Origin of the sequence: Bradyrhizobium sp. SZCCHNS3016 (genome assembly GCF_032484535.1) — a bacterium.
Classification (GTDB): domain Bacteria; phylum Pseudomonadota; class Alphaproteobacteria; order Rhizobiales; family Xanthobacteraceae; genus Bradyrhizobium.
The window spans coordinates 209,936-231,897 of sequence record NZ_JAUETE010000003.1 but is presented as its reverse complement, the minus strand read 5'-3'; the positions used below and the strand labels follow the sequence as shown (position 1 = coordinate 231,897).

21 protein-coding genes are annotated in these 21,962 nt (G+C 66.4%); 7 read left to right on the top strand and 14 right to left on the bottom strand.

Annotation, left to right across the window (positions count from 1 at the left end; all coding sequences use genetic code 11):
- Positions 1–35: 35 nt before the first annotated feature.
- On the top strand, positions 36–932 hold the full coding sequence (locus tag QW881_RS08545; RefSeq protein ID WP_315755420.1) for a LysR family transcriptional regulator: 897 nt from the start codon (positions 36–38) through the stop codon (positions 930–932).
- 1 nt (position 933) lies between these two features.
- On the opposite strand, the gene QW881_RS08540 is transcribed toward QW881_RS08545, so the two are convergent.
- The 3 genes from QW881_RS08540 to hydA all read right to left on the bottom strand — a co-directional run bounded on the left by QW881_RS08540 (position 934) and on the right by hydA (position 4,336).
- Entirely contained in the window at positions 934–1,695 is a 762-nt protein-coding gene (locus tag QW881_RS08540; protein WP_315755419.1) for an SDR family oxidoreductase, read from the bottom strand.
- Position 1,696: 1 nt separating this feature from the next.
- The gene (locus tag QW881_RS08535; RefSeq protein ID WP_315755418.1) at positions 1,697–2,668 is read right to left on the bottom strand and encodes an NAD(P)-dependent oxidoreductase; all 972 of its coding nucleotides are present in this window, start codon (positions 2,666–2,668) and stop codon (positions 1,697–1,699) included.
- A gap of 198 nt (positions 2,669–2,866) precedes the next feature.
- A complete protein-coding gene (gene hydA, locus QW881_RS08530) occupies positions 2,867–4,336 on the bottom strand; it encodes a dihydropyrimidinase (protein WP_315755417.1) in 1,470 nt (489 codons plus the stop codon).
- A gap of 128 nt (positions 4,337–4,464) precedes the next feature.
- Between hydA and QW881_RS08525 the strand changes: the two genes are divergently transcribed.
- On the top strand, positions 4,465–5,124 hold the full coding sequence (locus tag QW881_RS08525; RefSeq protein WP_315755416.1) for an aspartate/glutamate racemase family protein: 660 nt from the start codon (positions 4,465–4,467) through the stop codon (positions 5,122–5,124).
- A 250-nt stretch (positions 5,125–5,374) separates the two neighbouring features.
- On the opposite strand, the gene QW881_RS08520 is transcribed toward QW881_RS08525, so the two are convergent.
- Positions 5,375–6,301, bottom strand: a complete 927-nt coding sequence (locus QW881_RS08520; RefSeq protein ID WP_315755415.1) for an N-carbamoyl-D-amino-acid hydrolase — start codon at positions 6,299–6,301, stop codon at positions 5,375–5,377.
- Between the two features lie 27 nt (positions 6,302–6,328).
- Complete coding sequence (locus tag QW881_RS08515) at positions 6,329–7,558, bottom strand: amidohydrolase family protein (RefSeq protein ID WP_315755414.1); 1,230 nt, start codon at positions 7,556–7,558, stop codon at positions 6,329–6,331.
- 249 nt (positions 7,559–7,807) lie between these two features.
- Here QW881_RS08515 and QW881_RS08510 point away from each other — a divergent pair, with 249 nt between their 5' ends.
- From QW881_RS08510 to upp, 3 genes are all read left to right on the top strand, one after another.
- Positions 7,808–9,064 (top strand): GTP cyclohydrolase II, encoded by a 1,257-nt coding sequence (locus QW881_RS08510; protein ID WP_315738494.1) that lies wholly within the window; start codon positions 7,808–7,810, stop codon positions 9,062–9,064.
- A 15-nt stretch (positions 9,065–9,079) separates the two neighbouring features.
- Complete coding sequence (locus tag QW881_RS08505) at positions 9,080–10,309, top strand: URC4/urg3 family protein (RefSeq protein WP_316158212.1); 1,230 nt, start codon at positions 9,080–9,082, stop codon at positions 10,307–10,309.
- Positions 10,310–10,579: 270 nt separating this feature from the next.
- Positions 10,580–11,209 (top strand): uracil phosphoribosyltransferase, encoded by a 630-nt coding sequence (upp, locus tag QW881_RS08500; RefSeq protein ID WP_315755412.1) that lies wholly within the window; start codon positions 10,580–10,582, stop codon positions 11,207–11,209.
- Positions 11,210–11,215: 6 nt separating this feature from the next.
- On the opposite strand, the gene QW881_RS08495 is transcribed toward upp, so the two are convergent.
- The 7 genes from QW881_RS08495 to QW881_RS08465 are packed head-to-tail and all read right to left on the bottom strand — an operon-like array spanning position 11,216 to position 17,726.
- Positions 11,216–12,589, bottom strand: coding sequence for an amidohydrolase family protein (locus tag QW881_RS08495; protein ID WP_315755410.1), 1,374 nt, complete (start codon positions 12,587–12,589; stop codon positions 11,216–11,218).
- Complete coding sequence (locus QW881_RS08490) at positions 12,586–13,479, bottom strand: polysaccharide deacetylase (protein WP_315755409.1); 894 nt, start codon at positions 13,477–13,479, stop codon at positions 12,586–12,588. The genes QW881_RS08495 and QW881_RS08490 overlap by 4 nt, the downstream gene beginning before the upstream one ends.
- Positions 13,466–14,284 (bottom strand): ABC transporter substrate-binding protein, encoded by an 819-nt coding sequence (locus QW881_RS08485; RefSeq protein ID WP_409998959.1) that lies wholly within the window; start codon positions 14,282–14,284, stop codon positions 13,466–13,468. The genes QW881_RS08490 and QW881_RS08485 overlap by 14 nt, the downstream gene beginning before the upstream one ends.
- A 4-nt stretch (positions 14,285–14,288) precedes the next feature.
- Positions 14,289–15,056 carry an amino acid ABC transporter ATP-binding protein gene (locus QW881_RS08480; RefSeq protein ID WP_315755500.1) on the bottom strand — a complete coding sequence of 256 codons (768 nt, stop codon included), beginning with the start codon at positions 15,054–15,056 and terminating at the stop codon, positions 14,289–14,291.
- Entirely contained in the window at positions 15,053–15,907 is an 855-nt protein-coding gene (locus QW881_RS08475) for an amino acid ABC transporter permease (protein ID WP_315755407.1), read from the bottom strand. Before QW881_RS08475 ends, QW881_RS08480 begins: the two co-directional genes overlap by 4 nt.
- Entirely contained in the window at positions 15,904–16,725 is an 822-nt protein-coding gene (locus QW881_RS08470) for an ABC transporter substrate-binding protein (RefSeq protein WP_315755406.1), read from the bottom strand. Before QW881_RS08470 ends, QW881_RS08475 begins: the two co-directional genes overlap by 4 nt.
- 26 nt (positions 16,726–16,751) lie before the next feature.
- Entirely contained in the window at positions 16,752–17,726 is a 975-nt protein-coding gene (locus QW881_RS08465) for an N-carbamoyl-D-amino-acid hydrolase (RefSeq protein ID WP_315755405.1), read from the bottom strand.
- Between the two features lie 153 nt (positions 17,727–17,879).
- Here QW881_RS08465 and QW881_RS08460 point away from each other — a divergent pair, with 153 nt between their 5' ends.
- Entirely contained in the window at positions 17,880–18,818 is a 939-nt protein-coding gene (locus QW881_RS08460; RefSeq protein ID WP_315755404.1) for a LysR family transcriptional regulator, read from the top strand.
- 101 nt (positions 18,819–18,919) lie between these two features.
- Here the strand turns inward: QW881_RS08460 and QW881_RS08455 are convergent, their stop codons facing one another.
- Together QW881_RS08455 and QW881_RS08450 are read right to left on the bottom strand one after the other, a co-directional pair.
- Entirely contained in the window at positions 18,920–19,627 is a 708-nt protein-coding gene (locus tag QW881_RS08455; RefSeq protein ID WP_315755499.1) for a creatininase family protein, read from the bottom strand.
- A gap of 371 nt (positions 19,628–19,998) precedes the next feature.
- Positions 19,999–20,241 carry a hypothetical protein gene (locus tag QW881_RS08450; RefSeq protein ID WP_315738505.1) on the bottom strand — a complete coding sequence of 81 codons (243 nt, stop codon included), beginning with the start codon at positions 20,239–20,241 and terminating at the stop codon, positions 19,999–20,001.
- A 1,227-nt stretch (positions 20,242–21,468) separates the two neighbouring features.
- Here QW881_RS08450 and QW881_RS08445 point away from each other — a divergent pair.
- Positions 21,469–21,903 (top strand): DUF2267 domain-containing protein, encoded by a 435-nt coding sequence (locus tag QW881_RS08445; RefSeq protein ID WP_315738506.1) that lies wholly within the window; start codon positions 21,469–21,471, stop codon positions 21,901–21,903.
- The last annotated feature ends 59 nt before the right edge of the window (positions 21,904–21,962 follow it).

The window sequence follows — 21,962 nt, the reverse complement described above, 5'->3', positions numbered from 1 at the left end:
AATCGACAGCCATCCGCAGCGAGACAAGAGGTCGCATGCCGCTCAATCTGCGCCAGATCGAGGTGTTCCGCGCCATTATGATGACAGGCTCGATCAGCGGCGCTGCGCGGCTGCTGTCAGTGTCGCAGCCCGCGATCAGCCGGCTGCTGGCCTATACCGAGGATGGCCTCAAGCTCAAGCTGTTCGAGCGCATCAGCGGCCGGGTGCAGCCGACGCCGGAGGCCAAGCGGCTGTTCGCCGAGGTCGAGCACGTCCATCGCGGCGTCGCGCGCATCAACGATCTCGCCGACGAGTTGCGCGCGGGCGGCACCGGGACGATCCGCGTGGTGGCGAGCCCGAGCGCGGGACACAGCATGGTGCCGGAGGCGCTGGCGCGGCTGCGCGACCGCTTTCCCGATCTGCGCGTCGAGTTCGAGTCGCTGACCCTGCTGGAGATCGTCAGCCGCGTCGGCACAGCCCGCGCCGATCTCGGCATCACCGTGCTGCCGGTCGACGAGCCGACAGTCGCGGTCGAGACGATCGCGGAGGGCGCGCTGCACGTAATCATGCCGGCCAATCATGCCCTGGCGAAGCTGCGCAGCATAAGGCCGAAGGACATGCTGCCCTATCCGCTGGTCGGCTTCGGCCCGCAGACGCCTTATGGCCACATCGTCACATCGGCCCTCGCCGACGGCCCGGAGCCGACCACCATCGTGCGCTACACGCCCGACGCCTGCGCCATGGCCCGCGCCGGCGCGGGCCTTGCCGTGGTCGACGAATTCGTGCTGCGCGGCCGCGCCTGGCCCGACCTCGCGGCACGGCCACTCGCACCGAAGGTTCCGATGCGCGCGTATCTCCTGACGCCACGCTTCGAGCCACTGTCTCGCAACGCGGCCGCGCTTGCGGACATTTTGCGCGGGCGCGATCGGAAATCCGGCACTGCGAGGCGTTGAGCTAAGCCGCCAGCCAACCGCCATCGACCGGCAGCACGATGCCGGTCGTGAACGACGCCTCGTCGCTGGCGAGGAACAGCGCGGCGGCCGCGACCTCGTCTGCCGCGCCAAAACGCTTCATGGCGTGGCGCTGGCGCGAGGCCTCGCGCACCGGCTCGGGATCGGCGTGGCGCGCAAAGCTCCGGCGCAGCAGCGGCGTGTCGATCGCGCCCGGCGCCAGCGCATTGACGCGGATGCCATCGGCGGCGAAGTCCACCGCGATGGTGCGGGTCAGGCTGATGATCGCGCCCTTGGCGGCGATATAGGCGCTGTTGCCTTTGCCGCCGGCGACCGCAAGCTGCGACGCCACGGTGATGATCGATCCGGCCTTCTGCTTCTGCATGATCGGCACCGCGACCTTGGCCCACAGCCAGGTGCCGCCGACATTGGTGCGGAACACCGCGTCCCAATCCATAGGATCGGTCGTGACCACGGTGCCGCCGCAGGAGAAGCCGGCAGCGGTCATCAGCACATCCAGCCTGCCGCGCGCGGCTGCCACGCTCTCGACCGTCGCCTTTGCAAAATCCGCTTCGCCGACATCGCCGACATACACGCGGCCCTGGCCTCCGGCCTTGGCCAGGAGCAACAGGGTTTCCTCCGCGCCTGCCGCGTCGCGGTCGACCAGCGCAACATAAGCGCCCTCGCGCGCGAACATGACGGCGCTGGCGCGGCCGATGCCGGAGCCGCCGCCGGTGACGACCGCGACCTTCGCCTTGAGCCTCATCTCAGTCTCTCCCGTACTGATCGAACCAGCGGCCGAAATGCTCGGCCGATGCCGCGCAGTCGAAGCGAGCGCGCCAGCCGAACTCCTCGGCCAGTCGCGTCGTCGACAGCCGGCCGCGGTTCGAAGCAAACACCGGCACCGTCGGCGCCTCGCCCTGCTCCGCGAGCCGGCAGACGAAACCGGAGCGGCCTTGCGCGAAGGCGCGACCCCAGGCCTCGGCGGTAAACGTGGCTGTGCTGGAGATGTTGTAGAGCGTGTGCTGCGGCCTCTCGGCTTCCAGCAACCGGCAGACGGCGTCGGCGACGTCGACCGCATAGACCCAGTCCTTGTCGCCCGGCTCGTTCAGCAGCGCCGGCGCATTGCGCGCGCAACAGGCCGCGATCAGCGCCTGCGGCGATGGCGTGTCGCGCACGCCGCCGCCGCGCTCGAACGGGCCGAACACGGCCGACAGGCGCACGCTGATCACGTCGGTTTGCCACAGGTCCGACAGCCGCGCCGCGACGCGCTCGGAGGCGAACTTGGTGATCGCATAGAGCGACACGGGCTCGCACGGTGTGGTCTCCTCCAGCACGGCAAAGCGCTGACCGCTGGCGCCATAGGACGCCGCCGAGGACAGGTTGATGACGCGGCGGATGCCGCTGCCGCGCGCCGCCTGCAGGATCGGCACCTGCGCAAGCAGATTGACCGCGAGGATGCGCGCCGGGTCAGCCGCATCGCGCTCGGGCCCGGCAGTGATCGCGGCGCCGAGCACGACGGCATCGCAACCATTGCCGATCGCGGCCGCCACAGCGCTCGCATCGGTGACGTCGCCCTGCACCAGGTGCAGACGCGCGCGATACGGCGCAAGGGCGCGCTGCGCTGCCGCCGGCAAACCTGCTGCGTCAAAGATCGTCGCGGCATGGCCGCGCGCCAGCAGGCCTTGCGCAATGTTGAGCCCGACGAAGCCGGCGCCGCCGAAGATCAGGACATGCATCAAAGAGGTCCTCGCGTGGACAGCGATCGACGAAGGGCATTCAGCTCTCTCCCCACATCATGGCCTAGCGCCGTCCCGGCCATCCACGTCCGGCGGCATCCCGGGAAGCACGTGGATGCCCGGATCGAGCCCGGGCAGGACGGCGGACAGCGGAGCGACCGCGTCGACATGATCAGCTACTCCAACAGCTCTTCGCGCCTAGAGCAGCTTCGCCCCAAAATTCTGCTCCGGGTCCATATCCGCGACCAGGCGCCCCGTCGGCTTCGCAGCGTCGCCGCCGCTGCGGGCGAGGAACTGGCCGGAGCCGGGCTGGGCCGACAGTCTGCCGCCGTCAACGATGACGCGGCCGCGCGACAGCACGGTCACCGGCCAGCCCTGCGCGCTGCGCCCCGCAAACGGCGTGTAGCCGGCGAGGTCGTGCATGGCGGCATCGCTGATCGTGACGTGCTTGTCCGGATCCCACAGCGCGATGTCGGCATCGGCGCCGATCGCGATCGCGCCCTTTCTCGGATGCAGATTGTAGATCTTGGCCGGCGCCGTCGCCGTGAGCTCGACGAACTTGTTGAGGCCCAGCCGCCCCTTCGACACCATCGCGTCGAACAAGAGCGGCAGCCGCAGTTCCAGGCCCGGCAGGCCGTTGGCAATCTGCTTGAAGTTGGGGTTGGGGCCGGCGCGCAGCTTGCCGGTCTCGTCGAACCGATACGGCGCGTGATCGGAAGAGATCGTCTGCAGGTCGCCGAGCGACAGCGCCTGCCACAGCGCCTCCTGATCGGGCGCGCGGCGCGGCGGCGGACTGCACATCCACTTCGCACCCTCGATGCCGGGCTTGTCGAGATCCTCGGCTGTCATGAACAGGTATTGCGGACAGGTCTCCGCAAACACCTTCAGCCCCTGCCCGCGCGCATCCCGGATCACTTTCGCACCTTCCGCGGTCGAGACGTGGAAGATCATGATCGGCTGATCGACGAGGGCGGCCATGCCGATCAGGCGGTTGAACGCCTCGGCCTCGGAGAAGCGGGCGTGGCTGATGGCGTGGTATTTCGGCGCGGTATAGCCGCGCGACAGCAGCCGCTTCACCATCCAGGAGATGATGCCATGGTTCTCGGCGTGCGCGCACAGCATGGCGCCGCCCTCGCGCGCGGCGACGAGAATGTCGAGCAGCGGCTCATCGTCGATCTTGAGCCGGTCGTAGGTCATGAAGATCTTGATCGAGCCGTGGCCCTGGCGGATCAGCGCCGGCAGGTCCCGCTCCAGCGTCTCCCTGGTCGGATCGGCGACGATCATGTGGAACGCGTAGTCGATCACGGCACCCTTGCGCGCCAGCGCGTGATAGTCCTCGACCACCTGCGGCAACTGCATGCCGACATGCTGGGCCGCGAAGGAGATCACGGACGTGGTGCCACCGAAGGCGGCCGACGTGGTCGCGCTCTCGAAGGTGTCGGCATTGACGATCCCTGCCGCCGAGAGCTGCTCGATATGGCAATGGCTGTCGACGCCGCCGGGCAGCACATATTTGCCGCGCGCGTCGATCTCGCGCTTGGCCGGGCCGAGCCCGCGGCCGATCGCCGCGATGGTCTCGCCTGTGATGGCGACATCGGCCTCGAACGTATCGGTGGTGGTGGCGACGCGCCCGCCCCGGATGATCAGGTCATAGTCCGGCTCGGTCATCGCGATCTCCTAGTTCTGCCAGATGGAACGCCGTGGACGCGCGGTGACCGCATCGGCCCCATTGCGTCAGCCATGGCATAGTGGTTGCCTGTCACGCGCCGTCAACACTGAAGAAGCAGGTAGCTCCCATGTCCCGCCCGCGCATCACCGTGATCAATCCGAACTCCAACCAGGTGGTCACCGACGGCTTGGCGGCGGCGCTCAAGCCGCTGATGTTCGCCGACGGGCCGGAGATCGTCTGCGAGACCTTGAAGGAAGGTCCATACGGCATCGAGAGCCAGAAGGATGCCGACAGCGTCACCCTGCCGCTGCGGCGTTTCGTCGAGGGCGACAACGCGTCCAGCGCGTTCGTGATCGCCTGCTACAGCGACCCTGGCCTGCATGTCTGCCGCGAGGCCACGGCACGGCCGGTGCTCGGCATCGCCGAATGCGGCGTGCTCACCGCGCTGACCCGCGCCGATACGTTCGGCGTGCTCGCCATCGCGCAGCGCTCGATCCGCCGCCACATCCGCTATCTCCGCCAGATGGGCTTGATGGATCGGTTGGCCGCGGAACGGCCGTTGGACATGACCGTGGCGGAGACGGCGTCAGGTGAAGGCACCTTGGCGAAGATGATCGCGGTCGGCCGCGCGCTGAAGGACGAGGACGGCGCCGGCGCCATCGTGATGGGTTGCGCCGGCATGGCGCGGCACCGGAAGAGCTTAGAGGAGGCGCTGGGGATTCCGGTGATCGATCCGACCCAGGCTGCGGTGACGATGGCGCTCGGCGCGGTGGCGTTTGCCGGGTGAGTGGCGCTGAGCCTTGCGCTCTGCATTCGCTGATCTGCCCGACCGGTCGCCTCACACACGGCTGTCGTCCCCGCCTTGAGCCGGGACCTATAACCACCGGTTGCGGTGAGGCAGGCAACTAACAGTCACGTTCCTCGATAGCTTCCGCGGTATGGGTCCCGGCGTTCGCCGGGACGACACCATTGTCGTCGCTGGAATCGAGCACAATAACTGCGATCTGCTTAGCTCCGGCAGCTAAAAAACTCGTTGTTCACTCCGGCGGCACCGCGCCCGTGCGGCTGGTGATCAGCCCGTAATGCTCGATCCGCCGATGCCTTGCGAAGTCGAAGATCGTCTGCTTGCCGAACCGCGTCGCATCGAGATCGCACGGCACGACCAGCACCTCGTCCCCTTCCGTCGCGGCTTCCGCGACGATCTCGCCGTCGGGATTGACGATCAAGCTGCCACCGATCAGGTGATGGCCGTCCTCGACGCCGGCTTTGGCGACCGCCACCACCCAGCACGAGTTCTGATAGGCGCCGGCCTGCGCCGAGAGGCGATTGTGAAACAGGCGCTGCTGCAGGCCCTCGGCGCTCTTCAATGAGTTCACCGACGGCGTATTGTAGCCAATCAGCACCAGCTCGACGTCCTGCAGGCCCATCACGCGATAGGTCTCCGGCCAGCGGCGGTCGTTGCAGATCGCCATGCCGATGATGCCGCCGAGATCGCGCCACACCGGAAAGCCGAGATCACCCGGCTCAAAATAGCGCTTCTCCAGATGCTGGTGGCTGCGCTCCGGTTCGAACTCCTCGTGGCCGGGCAGATGCACCTTGCGGTACTTGCCGACGATGGTGCTGCTGCGATCCGTGAGGATGGCGGTGTTGTAGTAGTGCCCATCCGGCGTCAGCTCGGCATAGCCGAGATACATCGCCATACCATGCTGCGCCGCGCGATCGAACAGCGGCTGCACGGCGGCGTTCGGCATCATCAGCTCGAACCAGCTATCGACCTCCACCTGATTCTCCATGTACCAGCGCGGAAAGAACGTCGTCAGCGCCAGCTCTGGATAGACGATGAGATCGGCCCCCCGGCGCTTGGCCTCGTCCAGCAGTGCGATCATGCGCGCCACCACCGCCTCGCGGCTGTCGGCGCGCTGAATCGGCCCCATCTGGGCGGCGGCAACGTTGATCACGCGCATGGTTGGTCTCCTATTCTAACTCTGGCGTCACCCCGGCCGATGCAGCACGGGCCGCGTCCGCGAGAACGATGGGCGGCCGCGCTTCAGCCCCCACAGCGGCTGCGCCAGGGTCGCCACCGTCTCGGTCGGCGTCGACGCATCGATGCAGACCAGATCGGCCGGCGCGCCGACCCTGATGCCATAGTCGGCGAGACGCATCAGCTTCGCCGCATCATGCGTCACCATGTCGAGGCAGCCGGCCAGATGATCGGGACGCGAGACGTGACAGACATTGGCATAGAGATTGGCCATGCGGATCAGCGAGCCGTCGCCATAGGGCGTGAACGGGTTGAGCACGTTGTTGGTCGAGAGCGAGCAGGTCACACCCGCAGCGCGTAGCGGCTCCAGGGGGACCACGCCGCGCGGGATCGCATGATCGTGGCGGCGGCCCATCAGATGCAGGTCGGTCGACGGCAGCACGGTGACGGCGACCCCGGCATTGGCCAATTGCGCGGCGATCGCTTTGAAGCGCTCCGGCGGCAGCAGCGACAGCTGCGTGACGTGACCGACGGCGACGCGGCCGCCCCAGCCATACTCCTCGGTCTTGCGGCAGACATATTCGATCTGCATGTGATCGAGCGTCTCGGCGAGATCGAGATGCATATCGATGTCGACGTCGTGCTCGCGCGCGATCGCGAAGATGCGGTCGATCTGCGCCGGCGGGTCGGTGTCGAAATACGGGGCGGCGCCGACGGTTCGCGCGCCGCGGCGCAGGCCTTCGATCAGCAGCTCCTCGGTGCCGGCATAGTTGGTGAGGCCTTCCTGCGGAAACACGCAGATCTCGAGATCGAGCGCCCAGGCATAATCCTGCGCGAGCCGCCGGATCGCCTCGAAGCCGATGAAGCCGATGCCGGGATCGAGCTCGACATGGGTGCGCATGCGCATCGTGCCATGGCTGACGCAGCGCTCCACCGTCTGCTTCGCTCGCGCGTAGACATCATCAGCGGTGAAGTTGCGCTTCGCGGCCGCGGTCTCGCGCACCGCCTCGGCGACTGTCCCGTCGCGGATGGTGCAGCGGTCGAGGATGCAAGTCTTGTCGAGATGGATGTGCGTCTCGATGAAGCCGGGAACGACGAGGCAATTCTCCGCGTCGCGCTCCGCGCCGTCGGCTGGCAGCGACGGCGCGATCGCCGCGATGACACCATCGGAAATTCCGATATCGGCGCGGCGCAGTTCGCCCTGCTGCGCCAGCACCGCGTTGCGAATGATCAGGTCCATGCTGCCGCCAGGGATTCCATACGCGCGCCAAGCTGGCGGCCCGGCTGCGAAAAGGCAAGCACCATGCCAAGGCCCGTCCGCCGCAACGCGCGGCCAGCGGTCGATACCATTCGTTTACAAATAGACGGCCGCCGGGAACCACTTGTTTGCGGGGGAAAAACTGCTATATAGATGCATGGAAAACGTGAACTCGTTCTGCTCAGGCCCGTCGTCAAGGCGGGCCGTTGCCGTTTTGGGGGTAGCTGTCCGATGACTCGCTCCAACCGTACGGATCACATTCGCCTGACCTCGCACCCGGTGCCAGGCGCCAAGCACAATTTCCCGCTCCACTGGGGCGCCGAGAGCGCGCGCGAGCGCGGCCCGATCATCGGCACGGTGTCGCGTCCGCAGGACCGCAACGTGATCGGCAGCCATGGCGGCTCCTACACGGTCTACCGCGCGCTCGCGGTATCATCTGGTGCGCTCGATCCGATCCGTCGTCCGGATCTCACCAACACCCATCCCGCCGCCACCATCGGCCCGTTCGCGCAGTGGCGCGATCCGGCGAAGATCGTCGCGCTCGATCCCTGGGGCCATTTGGTCGCCGAGAATTTCGGCGGCGAGATCGCGGAAGGAATCGATATCCGGCCGACGATCGCCGTGACCAAGGCGCGCATCGAGCTGCCGGAGCTGCATGCGGCGCTCGCGGCCAAGCGCCTCGTTCATGATGGCGACGTCGTGCATGCCAATGGCAGCGTGTCTGTGGTGAAGATCGCGATCGACCCGGTGTGGTACCTGCCCGGCGTGGCCGCGCGCTTCGGCACCAGCGAGACCAATCTGCGCCGCGGCCTGTTCGAGCAGACCGGCGGCATGTATCCGGAGCTGGTGACCCGGCCCGACCTGCAGGTGTTCCTGCCGCCGATCGGTGGCACCACGGTCTATCTGTTCGGCGACGTCGACAAGCTCAATGACAGCCGGACGAAGATCACATGTCGCGTGCATGACGAGTGCAACGGCTCGGACGTGTTCGGCTCCGACATCTGCACCTGCCGCCCCTATCTGATCCATGGCATCGAGGAATGCGTTGCGGCCGGGCAGAACGGCGGCCTCGGCATCATCGTCTACAATCGCAAGGAAGGCCGCGCCCTCGGCGAGGTGACGAAGTTCCTGGTCTACAATGCGCGCAAGCGCCAGGAGGACGGCGACGCCGCGGCGGCCTATTTCGAGCGCACCGAATGCGTCGCCGGCGTGCAGGATGCGCGCTTCCAGCAGTTGATGCCCGACGTCATCCACTGGCTCGGCATCAAACGCATCGACCGCTTCATCTCGATGAGCGACATGAAGCATGACGCGCTGGTGGGCCAAGGCGTCGATATCGTCGAGCGCGTGCCGATCCCGGACGAGCTGATTCCCGCCGACGCCCATGTCGAGATCGCGGCCAAGAAGGCGGCCGGCTATTTCTCGCTGGAGCCGCAGAAGCCCGAAGCGCTCGGCGACACCGTCGGCCGACCGCTCGAGAAATACTGAGCGAAGCCCGAGATCATGGACGACGTCGCCTATCTCCTCTCAGCCCGCGCAGTGCGCGAGCGGGCGCATCAGATGCTTGTGCTCGGTCTCGCCGACAAGCTGCCGCATTTTCGGGTCGAGGTCGGCAAGCTCGATGCGATCGCCGACCTCGTGCTCGATGTGACCCGCAAGGCCTATCCCGATGGCGAGGTGCCGTTCCACTCGCGCTGGCGGCATTTCGTGGTCGGCGGCGTCGATCGCTGGGCTGCGATCGCCGACAAAGTGAATTGGCCAAATGCGGCTTCACGGGCGCGCGCCGAGTTCGATCTCGCCATCACCAGCGTGCTGCTCGACGCGGGCGCCGGCGCGGCGTGGCGTTACCATGATGTCATAAGCGACACGCGTATCGGCCGCTCCGAGGGACTGGCGCTGGCCAGCCTCGACATGTTCGCAAGCGGCGCGTTTTCGGCCGACGCGAGCGATCCGCTGCGGGCCGATGCGGCGAAGCTGAAGCAGCTCACCGTCGGCGATCTCGAACGCGGCTTTCAGGTCGGTGCCGACAATCCGCTGGTCGGGCTCGAAGGCCGGGTCGAATTGCTGCGAAGGCTGGGCGTCGTCGTCAATCCCCATTCCGATCGGAGCATCTTCCCAAATCGTGATACGCCAAGACCTGGCGGCTTGTTCGATGACCTCGCCGCGCGTGCTGAGGACGGCCGCATTCAGGCAGACGCGATCCTGCAATCGGTGTTGCGTCAGTTCGGCCGGATCTGGCCCTCGCGCATCCTGCTGAACGGCACCAGCCTCGGGGACTGCTGGCGTCATCCGTCACTGCCGACTGACGATGGCATCAGCAACCTCGTCCCGCTGCACAAGCTATCGCAATGGCTGAGCTATTCGCTGATCGAACCGTTGCAGCGCGCGGGCCTGGTGGTCGAGAACATCGACGGCCTCACTGGCCTTGCCGAATACCGCAATGGCGGCCTGTTCGTCGATGGCGGCGTGCTGGTGCTGCGCGACCCTGCCGATGCCGCGCGCGCCCATGCAGTCGACTCGCCGCTGGTGGTGGAATGGCGCGCGCTGACCGTCGCCCTGCTCGACCGTCTGACCTTGCTGATCCGTCAGCGCACCGGCCAGACCGCGGAGCAGCTGCCGCTGGCGCGAATCCTCGAAGGCGGCAGCTGGGCCGCCGGCCGCAAGCTCGCCTTCGCCCGCCGCCCGGACGGCTCGCCGCCGCTGACCATCATCAGCGACGGCACGGTGTTTTAAGGGGGCTTGAGGTTAAACTCATCGATCTTGCGCCTCCGTCATTGCGAACGAAGCGACTTGTCCGCCATAGCCCGAAGGGCGACGGCGGAAGCAATCCAGGGCCAGGAAGGAAGTCTGGATTGCTTCGTCGCTCCGCTCGCAATGACGAAACTGATGAAGTGCCTGTAGGGTGGGCAAAGCGCAGCGTGCCCACCATTCCAAGCTGAGCTAATATCAGGTGGGCGCGGCGCTTCGCGCCTTTGCCCACCCTACGCTTCGGAGATGAAAGCCATGGAAGGCGTCACGGTCGTCGATCATCCCCTGGTGCAGCACAAGCTGACCTTGATCCGCGACAAGTCGATCTCGACCAAGTCGTTTCGCGAGCTGCTCAAGGAGATCGGCATGCTCCTGTGCTACGAGGTCACGCGCGACCTGCCGCTCACGGAGGTCGAGATCGAGACGCCGCTGGCGCGGATGCAGTCGGCCAAGATCGCCGGCAAGAAGCTGGTGTTCGTGCCGGTGCTGCGCGCCGGCGTCACCTTCGTCGACGGCATGCTCGACCTGGTGCCGACCGCGCGCGTTGCCCATATCGGCCTCTACCGCGAGCCGCAGACCTTCACCGCCGTCGAGTACTTCTTCAAGGCGCCGTCCGACCTGCAGGAGCGCCTGGCCGTCGTCGTCACGCCGGTGCTCGCGACCGGCAACAGCGCGGTCGCCGCGGTCGACCGGCTCAAGGAGCGCGGCGCCAAGGACATCCGCATGGTCTGCATGATCGCCGCCCCCGAAGGCGTCGAGCGCGTGCGCGGCCTGCATCCAGATGTTGCGCTGTGGACCGCCGCGATCGACGAGGGCCTCGACGAAGACGCCTTCATCGTGCCGGGTCTGGGCGATGCCGGCGACCGCGCCTACGGCACGAGGTAGCAGCGGTCAGCCAGCGAACGCGGCCTGCGCCTCCGGCAGCGCCCAGATCCTCTCGATCGCAGCAGTACCTGCGGCCATGATGGCCGCCTCGTTGCCGTGGAGATAGCGACCGTCGTGGATCAGCAGCCGGCCGTCGACCATCACCTGGTCGATGTTGGCGCGGTTGGCGAGGGCGATCAGGCCGCGGCGGGGATCGTGCAGCGGCTGGAGATGCGGATGGGTCATGTCGACGACGGTGAGATCGGCGGTCGCACCCTGTGCTATTACGCCCAGATCAGGCCGCTTGATCATCGCGGCGGCGGTCGCCGTGACCGCGTCGATCAGTTCCGGCGCGCTCGCGGTCTCGGCGCTTCCCAGCGCGATCTTCGAGATCATCGATGCCGCGTTGAGCTCGCCGAGCAGGTCCATGTTGTAGCCGTCGGTGCCGACCGCCGTGCGTACGCCATGCGCGGCGAAGCGGCCGAAGGCGGCGGTGACGCCGGCGCGTGCGAAGACGCGCGGGCAGTTCAGCACGCCGGCACCACGCGCCGCCATCAGTGCAAGGTCCGCATCGGTCGAGGCGTGGCAATGCGCGGCCAGCAGATCGGGACCAAGCAGGCCGAGCCAATCGAGATATTCGGCCGGGGTGCGGCCGTCGTAGCGCTGCGCGATGGTCGCGACCTCGCCTGCGCTCTGCGCCATGTGCGTCGTGATGGGAATGTCGAGCTCGTGCGCCCGGCTCGCAGCCGCGCGCAACAGATCCGGTCCGCAAGTATCGGTCGCGTGCGGGCTCATCGCGAGACGAATGCGACCGTCGCCCTGGCCGTGCCAGCGCTGGTGGAGCGCATTCCAGACCGCCATGTCGGCCTCGCCGTCATCGCCGGCGTAAGTCACGACGCCAGAGGCATCCGCCTTGGCATCTGATGTCGAGAACAGATAGGGCGCGCCATAGAAGCGCAGGCCCATCTCGAGAGCCGCATCGAACAGCTCCGGAATCGTGTTGCGGAACGGCTCCATGACCGTGGTGGCGCCGCCCTTCAGGAGCTGCAGCACCCCCATGCGGCCGATCGCCAGCCGCTCCTCCACCGAGAGGATCTCGGCCCCGCGCTTGGACAGCGGCAGCAGCACCGTGTAGACGATGCTCTTGTTGTTGCGCCGGCCGTTGCCGTCCTCGGTGAGCGTGCGTGCGATCGCCTCGCTGAAGATGTGGTTGTGCAGGTTCAACAGGCCCGGCAGCACGAAGCGGCCCGGACGATCGAACACCTCGTCCGCCGCCGGCCGATCGCGCGTCACGGCAGCGATGCGCCTGCCCTCGACCAGCACCCACTGATCGCGCAGCACGTCCTGCGCGCCGTCCTTGCGCGTCAGCACGTAGCTGCCGAAGATCGCGGTCGTGCTCATGCGTCCTTCGCTTCCGCCGCCTCATGACGCTGATAGTTCGCCGCGATCTCGGCCCCGGTCGTGATCCACACGTCCCGGCAAGACTTCGCGTAGGTCAGGAACTCGCGCAACAGGCGGAAACGCATTGGCCGCCCAGAGACCTGCGGATGCAGCACGGTGGTCACCATCGCGCCCCAATCGCGGACTTCGTCCAGCTCGTCCTTCCACATCGACAGCACATGCTCTTTCGGAAAGATCGAGCGCTGCGAGAACCGCGCCGACAGGCCGTGCATCCAGTCGTCATAGCTCGCGGTCACCGGGATCTCGATCGTGCCCGGCTTGCCGTCCGCGAGGCGATGGCGATACGGCCTGACGTCATCGCGGAACGACGAGGTATAGACGATGCCCTGGCGCACCAGCGCTGTCAGCAGCTCCTCGCAGAACTCGCCGAACGGCGCACGGTAGCCGATCGGCCGGACGCCGAGCCGGCGCTGGATCGCCTCGAAGCCGCGCTCGATCTCCTCGATGATGAAGGGATCGCCGGGATCCGGCAGCAGATGGTGATAGCCGTGATGGCCGATCTCGTGCCCCGCCTTCAGCACCGCTTCCGCCATCGCCGGATGCGCATCGACCGCCCAGCCGGTGATGAAGAACGTCGCCTTGAGATCGAGCTCGGCGAGCAGCTCGAGCAGTTTCGGCGTGCCGACGCGCGCCTCGAAGCCACCGAAGCTCATCGTCACCAGACGCGCGGCGTGCGCGGGATCCTTCGAGGTCCAGGCGCTCTCGGCGTCGATGTCGAACGACAGGAACATGGCCGCGTGATACGGTGCAGGCCATGGATAGTCCGGCGCCGGCGGCGCGGTGTTGGCGGGAATGAGCGGAATGCCTGCGAGCGCCTTACTGTCCAGCATTGATCAGCACCTTCTCGATTCCATTGTCGCTGAGCTTCCACTTGGCCAGCAGCGCCTTGTAGCTGCCGTCGGCGATCAGGCCCTCCAGCGCGGCGCGCAAGGCCTCGCGCAGCTCCTCCGCCTTCACCGGCGTCGCCAGCCCCGTATATTGGTAGGCGATCGGCGTGCCGACCGGCACATAGGTGTTCGGCTCGAGATCCATGATGTAGGGCAAGGTCTCGTTGCCCTGCACGGCGGCGTCAATGCGGCCCTGCTTGAGCTGTGTCCGCGCATCGGCCGAGCCTTCCGTGCCGACGAACTGAATCGGGCTCGCGCCGCAGTTCTTCTCGCTCCAGGCGGCGATGTCCTTGGGGAACATCGTGCGCCTGCTGGCGCCGACCTTCTTGCCGCACAGCGCGGCCGGCTCCTTGAGCTCGGCCGCGCGCGACGCCTGGACGAAGAAGCGCGGACCGCTGCGCAGATAGTCGAGGAAGGTCGCGGTGTCCTGCCGGCTCTTGTAGTCGGTCATGCCGGTCAGGATGATGTCGAAGCGCTGCGTGGCGAGGCCCGGCATCAACTGGTCGAAGCTGGTCTCCTGCCACACCGCCTTGACGCCGAGCTTCTTGGCCAAGGCCTCGCCGAGCTCGACGTCGAAACCGGTCAGGGTCGCGGTGGCCGGATCCTTGAACTCCATCGGCGGATAGTTCGGCACCACCGCGATGCGCAGGCCGCTCTGCTTGATCTCGGCCGGCAGCTCGGCGGCGAGAGCCACGCCCGCCACGACCGTGCTCATGAACCCAGCCAACATGATCGACTTCAAATCCATCACCTCACCCCACTTCAGCTGCCAGAAATGCTTTTGTTCTCGCCTCGCGCGGCGCGCGCAGCACCTCACGGGCCGGGCCGCTCTCCACGATCACACCCTGATCCATGTAGACTACCCGGTCGGCGACCTCCCGCGCGAAGCCGAGCTCATGCGTCACCACCAGCATGGTCATGCCCGATGTCGCGAGTTCCTTCATCACGCTGAGCACCTCGCCGACCAGCTCGGGATCGAGCGCCGAGGTCGGCTCATCAAACAGCACCAGCCGCGGCTTCATGGCGAGCGCGCGCGCAATGGCGACGCGCTGCTGCTGGCCGCCCGACAATTGCGATGGATAGGAGCCCGCCTTGTCGGCGAGGCCCACCCGCCGCAGCAGCGCCATGGCCTCGTCCTTCGCTTCGGCCGGTCCACGCTTTTGCACCTGCACCGGCCCCTCGATGACGTTCTCCAGCGCCGTCATGTGCGGAAACAGGTTGAAGCGCTGGAACACCATGCCGCAGGCGAGGCGCTGCCGCGCGATCTCGCGCTCCGACAGCCGATGCAGCCGGCCATCCTGCTCGCGGAAACCGAGCAGCGCGCCGTCGAGCCAGATGCCGCCGCTGTCGGCCGTGGTCAGCTGGTTGACGCAACGGAGCAAGGTGGTCTTGCCGGAGCCGGATTGCCCGATCATGCAGACCACCTCGCCCTCGAACACATCGAGCGAGACTTGTTTGAGCGCCTGGAATTCGCCGAAGCGCTTGCTGACCTGACGGATGGCGACGAGCGGCGTCATCAGCGTCCCCGCGCGATGCCGCGGGCAAAACGGCGTTCGAGCAGCATCTGCAGCGGCGTCAGGATCGAGACCACGAGCAGATACCAGAGGCCGGCGACGATCAGGAGCTCGATGACGCGCGAATTGGCGTAGTAGATGTTCTCGGCCGAGTGCAGCACCTCCGGGTACTGGATCACGCTGGCGAGCGAGGTCGCCTTGACCAGACCGATGAACTCGTTGCCGAGCGGCGGGATCACCACCCGCATCGCCTGCGGCAGGATGATCCGGCGCAGCGCCTGCAGCCGTCCCATGCCGATCGCCTGCGCCGCCTCGTATTGGCCGATGTCGACCGACAGCAGCCCGGCCCGCATCACCTCCGAGGTGTAGGCGCCCTGGTTGATGCCGAGCCCGAGCAGCGCAGCCAGGAACGGCGTCATCACGTCGACGGCGCGCGCGCTCCACAGGCCGGGAATGCCGATGGTCGGAAACACCAGCGCGAGGTTGAACCACAGCAGCAGCTGCAGGATCAGCGGCGTGCCGCGAAACAGCCAGGTGTAGCCGGCGGCGACCGACCGCAGCACCGGATTGGGCGACAGCCGCATGATCGCGACGACCACGCCGAGCGCGATGCCCAGCGCCATCGCCGCGACAGCCATGACCATGGTGTTGACGATGCCGCGCAGGATCACCGACGCGGTCAGGAAACGTTCGACGTAAGACCATTCGATCTGGCCTCTGGCGAAGGCGCGGCCGATCGCCAGCAGGATCACGACGATGACGGCAGCCGTAAGCCAGCGGCCCCAATGCGCCTTGCGCGCGATCCTGTGCGCCGACAGGTCGGGAAAGCCATCGGCCAGCACGTCGGCGCGGCTCATTGCGGCGCCGCGTTGAGCATCGGCTCGCGCACCGCATTGGCGCCGAGACCCCATTTGTCGAGAATGCCTTTGTAGCTGCCGTCGGCGATCATCGCCTTGATCTGCTCGGTCACGACTTCGCGAAGCCCCGCATCATCCTTGCGGAACATGATGCCCTGGTAGCCGAAGGCGATGGGATCACCGACGATGCGATACTTGCCGGCCTCCTGCGACTGCGCATAGGGCAAGGTTTCGCTGCCCTGCACGGCGGCCTCGATGCGGCCCTGCTTCAGCTGGTTGCGGACATCGATCGAGTTCTCCCCCGGCACATATTGCGCCGCCGGCTTGCCGGCGGCCTCGCAGACCGCCTTGCTCCATTTCTCGATCTCCTGCGGGAAGCTGGTCGAGCGCGTGGTGCCGATCTTCCTGCCGCACAGATCGGTCGCGACCTTGGCATCGCTCTCCGCCAGCACGAAGAATTGCGGGCCTGTGACCAGATAGTCGACGAAGTCGGCGGTCTCGCGCCGCGAGGCGCGATCGGAGATGCCGGAGATGATGAAGTCGGCGCGCCTGGTCTGCAGCGATGGGATCAGCTCGGCGAACGGCGTCTCGCTCCAGACGATCTTGACGCCAAGCCGCTTCGCCAGCTCGTTGGCCAGGTCGATGTCGAGTCCCTTCAGCTCGTTGGTGGCGGGGTCGTGATATTCCATCGGCGCGTAGGTCGAGTTGACCGTGAGCTTGAGCACGCCAGCCTGCTTGATCTCGGCGGGCAGCTCCGCGGCTCCCGCCGGAGCAAGCGAGGCGAGGATGACGAAACCTGCGAACGACGAACGGCGCATCCTGCGACACTCCCCCATGTGAACGGCTAATCGACCGCGACCGGCTCGACCACGCCGGCGCGCTCGGTGACGACCTTGTACTGATCCGGCCGGCGATGCGCCGCGAAGTTGAACATCTTGTCCTTGCCCTGGCGGCACAGATCGAGGTCGATGTCGGCGACGATGACCTCATCGGCGAGCGTCGTCGCCTTCGCCACGATGCAGCCATTGGGATCGACGATACAGGAGCCGCCGATCAGCCCGCTGCCGTCCTCGTCGCCCGCCTTGGCGACCGCGATCGCCCAGGTCGCGTTCATGTAGGCGTTGGCCTGCGCCACCAGCGTGGAATGGAAGGTGCGCAGCGAGGCATCCTCGGTGTTGCCGCCATTCGGATCGTAGGCCGCGGAATTGTAGCCGACGCAGACCAGCTCCACGCCCTGGAGCCCGAGCACGCGCCACGATTCCGGCCAGCGCCGGTCGTTGCAGATCATCATCCCCATGATCGCGCCGCCCCATTCGCGGCCGGCGCGCACCGCCGGAAAGCCGAGATCGCCGTAGCCGAAATAGCGCTTCTCCAACTGCTGATACCTGGCGCCCGGCCGCGGCTCGACCGAGCCCGGCAGATGCACCTTGCGATATTTGCTGATGATCTCGCCGTCGGGATCGACCAGGATGGAGCTGTTGAATCGGCGTCCGTCCGGCGTCAGCTCGGCATAGCCGACATAGAAGCCGACACCCAGCGCTCGCGCCCGGTCGAACAGCGCGGCGACGGCCGGGTTTGGCATCGACCGCTCGAAATGGTCGTCGAGCGCCTCGTCTTCGAGGATCCATCGCGGAAAGAACGTCGTGAAGGCGAGCTCGGGGAAAACCACCAGCTTCGCGCCCTGGCTGGCGGCCTGATCCAGCAGCGCAATCATGCGGGACAGCGTGTGCGTCCGGCTGTCGGCGCGCTGGGTCGGTCCCATCTGGGCGGCGGCGGCGCGGAAGATACGGCTCAATAGTGCCTCCGATCTGTGCGCCATGCCGAACGATCAGGCGGAACGCCGCCTGGATGCGCGCACTGGAAGAAGGGATCATTTGGCGAAAGCGGCGCGGGATTTGCAATCTGCCCACACAGCCGCGCGCTATGATATTTTGGCCAAGACCATCACCGGGGCTTATAGGGCGACCATGTCATGAACCTGCGCCAGCTGGAGATCCTGCGGGCCGTCATCCGCCATCACACCACCGTCGCCGCCGCCGAAGAGCTGGCGCTGTCGCAGCCCGCGATCAGCAACGCGCTCAAGGCGATGGAGGCCCAGGCCGGCTTCACGCTGTTCGAGCGCGTCAACAACCGGCTGTTCCCGACACCCGAGGCGATGACGCTCTATGAGGAGAGCGAGGCGATCTTCACCTTGCATGCCCGGCTGGAAAACCGCGTGCGTGACCTGCGCGAGCAGAAGACGGGTCATCTGTCGATCGTCGCCACGCCGCCGCTCGCCTACAGCATCATCCCGCCGACCTTGTCGGGCTTCCTGCGGCGCCGGCCGCAGACGCGGATGTTCTTCGACGTCAGGCGCTACGAGGGCATCATCGAGGGCGTGCTCGGCAATGTCGCCGAGCTCGGCTTCGCGCTCGGACTGTCTGACCATCCCGGGATCGCCCATGAGGTCGTGCACACCGGCGAAATGGTGTGCGTGATGCCGGCCCGGCATCCACTTGCGGACCACGACGTGATTTCAGCGCGGGATCTCGCCGGGTTCCCGCTGATCGGCCTCGAACGCGGCACCCGCCTCGGCGAAGCCGTGCGCGAGAGCTTCCGGCAAGCCGATGCGGACTTCCAGCCGACCGTCGAAGTGCGTTACTGCAACACGGCCTGCGTGCTGGCTTCGACCGGCGTCGGTGTCGCCGTGGTCGATCCGTTCTCGCCGCGTCAGGGCGGGCATGATCTCGTGGTCCGGCCGTTCACGCCCTGCACCACGGTGTCGGCCTATGTGCTGTGGTCCGAGGCAAGGCCGCTGTCGAATCTGGCGAAGACGTTTCGAAACGAGGTGCGCAACGCGAGCCGGAGTCTCGCCGGTTGCGTCGACGCGATCGGGGCTCCGAGTCTCGCCGCTTCCGCGGAACGCGGCTGAGCTTGCCGTCTATGATTAAACCGGTGGACGTATCGTTTGCGGCCCATCATCCGAAACGCCTGCCTGCGGCGGGCTTCCCGGGATGATGCTCTGCGTCGCTGTCATCTTGCGGCTGGCGGCGGAGTTGTTGCAGTAGACCATGGCTCGCCCGCCCGCAATCGCGCCGCCAGCGCCGCCGCGCAGCCGGCGAGCAGCTTCTCGCCCTTTGCAGCAGATGCCTTGCGCGCATCGCCTGCGACGCCGGAGGTGGTGATGTCGGCGAACGATCTGAACATTTTCAGCGACGGCACCAGCGAGCCCATGATGTCGAAGCTCGGCCCAAAGGCCGCGTCGAGCCTCGCCGCATCGACGAGGCCGGGATGAACCACCATCATCATCGAGGTCTCGGCTTCGCAGGCATGCATCACGCCCTCCTGATCCTCGAGGACCTCGGCCATCACCTCGCGCCCTTCCATGAAATAGGTCGTCGTCGCGATCGGCGCATTGAGCTCGCGCGTCAGTTCGCCGGTGAGGGTGGCCAGCGCCTGGATGTTGCCGCCATGGCCGTTGACGATCACGATGCGGCGGAAGCCGGCATTCAGGATCGAGCGACACAGGTCCCTGAGCACGGCGTGGTAGGTGGAGAGACCGAGGGTGAAGGTGCCGCCGAACGGAACGTGATGGTCGGCGAGCCCGCACCAGACGGTCGGCGCGACCACGATGGGATAGTCTGGAGCCAGCTCCAGCGCGGTGCGACGGCAGACCTCGCTGCACAGGAAGTCGTCAACGCCCGTCGGCAGATGCGGACCATGCTGCTCGGTCGAGGCCACCGGCAACAGTACGATCGCGCCGCGAGCGCGCGAAGCGCTGCGGCGGAAAGTCTGTTCCAGGCGGTTTCTGTCATGACGGCTGCTCGCATGGTCGGAGATGAGGAAGCTTGGCTCATACCACCCGACACCGCAACGGCGCATCTTGCGCGCAGGCCGCGACAGCCGTCTCCGTGCACTCCAGCCACGACGCGGCTGCACGATACAGCGCCCTCTCCCACAAGGGGCGAGGGCGCAGTAGCGGGCACCGCACCCTCGGCTAGATCAGGAGTATGCTTTCCATACACTCAAACATCGACAACGATTGCGATGACCTCAACGAGGTGCAACGGCCTTGCGTCCTCACGACACCAGGACCCGCACGGCAGGCCGACTCACGCCCGCGCCAACTCGATGTCGTGGGTCTGCTTCGTCTCCGCGTCGTACACCCTGATCTGCAACATCGGAAACCGGCGCTTCAGATCATGCGCGCCGTTGTGCGCGCCCTCTTTTGTCTTGAACTCGGTCTTGATCTGACCATCGACCACGACGGCATAGCCGGTCAGCGGAAGGTCTTTGCCGGATTTGTCTTGAGCAGGCTTGTTGTGAACAGACTTCTCTTGGGCAGACTTGAGCATTGCGAGCCGACGTCGATTCGTGAGTTGAAGGGGTGTCGAGACGCGATCTCTCCGCCTCGGACGACTCCGATGTAAGGTGAGTCTGTCGCGACGAGCAAGCGAAGACGTGTTCTTCACAAGCAGGACGATTACGGTTCAACCTGACGGAGCAACGCCGGTCCGCGATGATCTCGGGATGTTCACTGCGAACGAGTCGCGCGAGTTCCAGATTTGCGAGCTTTTCGGACGCTCGGAGTCATGCTCGCCACCGCGAACGACGAGCGCTGTGGTCGCATGTCTCTCACTGCCCGCAGCGCTCACCTCGCGCCGCCTCCAAGGCAGGAGCCCGATTCCAGCATGAGATGCGCGCTCCAACTGAGCGAGGTCACGCAAAATCCCGGCGCATCGAATGAATGACTCAGCATGACCGCCAAGCGCGAATTGCCCGTCGTGCCAGTCTGCCGCAGATAAACAGCTTGCACCGTCGGCAAATCAGGACGACATTTCCGCGCATCCCGCCTCATGAAGAGGGGCGTGTCGCGAACGTCACGAGACGTGGAGTGCGGGATGCGATGGACGCGACGTGTCGCAGCGGGTGTCATGCCTGCGGACGAACGGCACCGCGCGGACGGCGAAGTCGCATGGTCCTGGCGCCGCGACGCTGGCGTCAAGCTCGTGATGAGGTATCAGCCTCACGCGGGTGACGGTGGCAAGACAGCCCGTTCACCGGGGAGAATGCGTATAAGCCGTAACACCATCGCGCAGGGAAGGCCGGGATGTCTCAGCCGAACCTGTGGTTCCTGCCCCGTGCATTCTTTCCGCACGGGGGCCATGGGGGCGGCGAGCTCCCGGCCTTCCCTGCGCCCTCTCACTTCAATGAGGGTGACGTCATGCAAGCCTCGGGCGTAACCTGCGCCGCGAGATCGCGATGTGCTGTCCTGCTGTTTGTCAGTGTGAACCCCGTGATCCCCGTGAGATCACGGATGCCGCCCCCGCCGCCCGGTATCCCTGTCGGCAGCTCGGCGCAGATGAGCGGGAACCGTCAACGGCGGCCCGGCGCGGTTGCCCCTCCATTTACCTCACGATCGGCCATAACACTCGCGTTGATGCAGATCAACATCCTCGCTGAGAACGCGCCGCCTACTCACAAGGCGTCCTAGCGAATCAGTCGTCGCTGTTGCCTCGTTCGGCGTCCCGCGAACGGTCCTTGTGCAGCATTCATCTTGTGGAGCATTCACGGAGAATCACATGAGCGAGATCGGCGTGACGGCTCTGGATCACACCGTCCAGGAAACCAACATCTGGCTGAAGGCCATCGAGCAGCGCCTCGCGCTCTCGAGCCGACAGCAGGCCTACAACGCGCTGCGCGCGGTGCTGCATGTGCTGCGCGACCGCCTGCCGATGGCGACCGCCGTGAACTTCGGCGCGCAGCTGCCGCTGCTCATTCGCGGCATCTACTACGAAGGCTGGCATCACGCGGCGACGCCGACCAAGGACCGCCATCTCGAATATTTCGTCGATGACATCTTCCGTCAGTTGCCGCCACAATTTCCGGTCGATCCGCTCAGGGCCGCACGCGGCATCTTCGAGATTCTCTGGGAGAAGCTCGACCCCGGCGAGTTCGACAAGCTGATGGGTCATTTGCCGGTGCCGTTGCGAAATCTGCGCGAGCCGGCGACCTGAAGGGGGGCAAGCTCCCGAAAGGTGAGAAATAGCTCGCAACTCGCAACCAGCGTCCGACC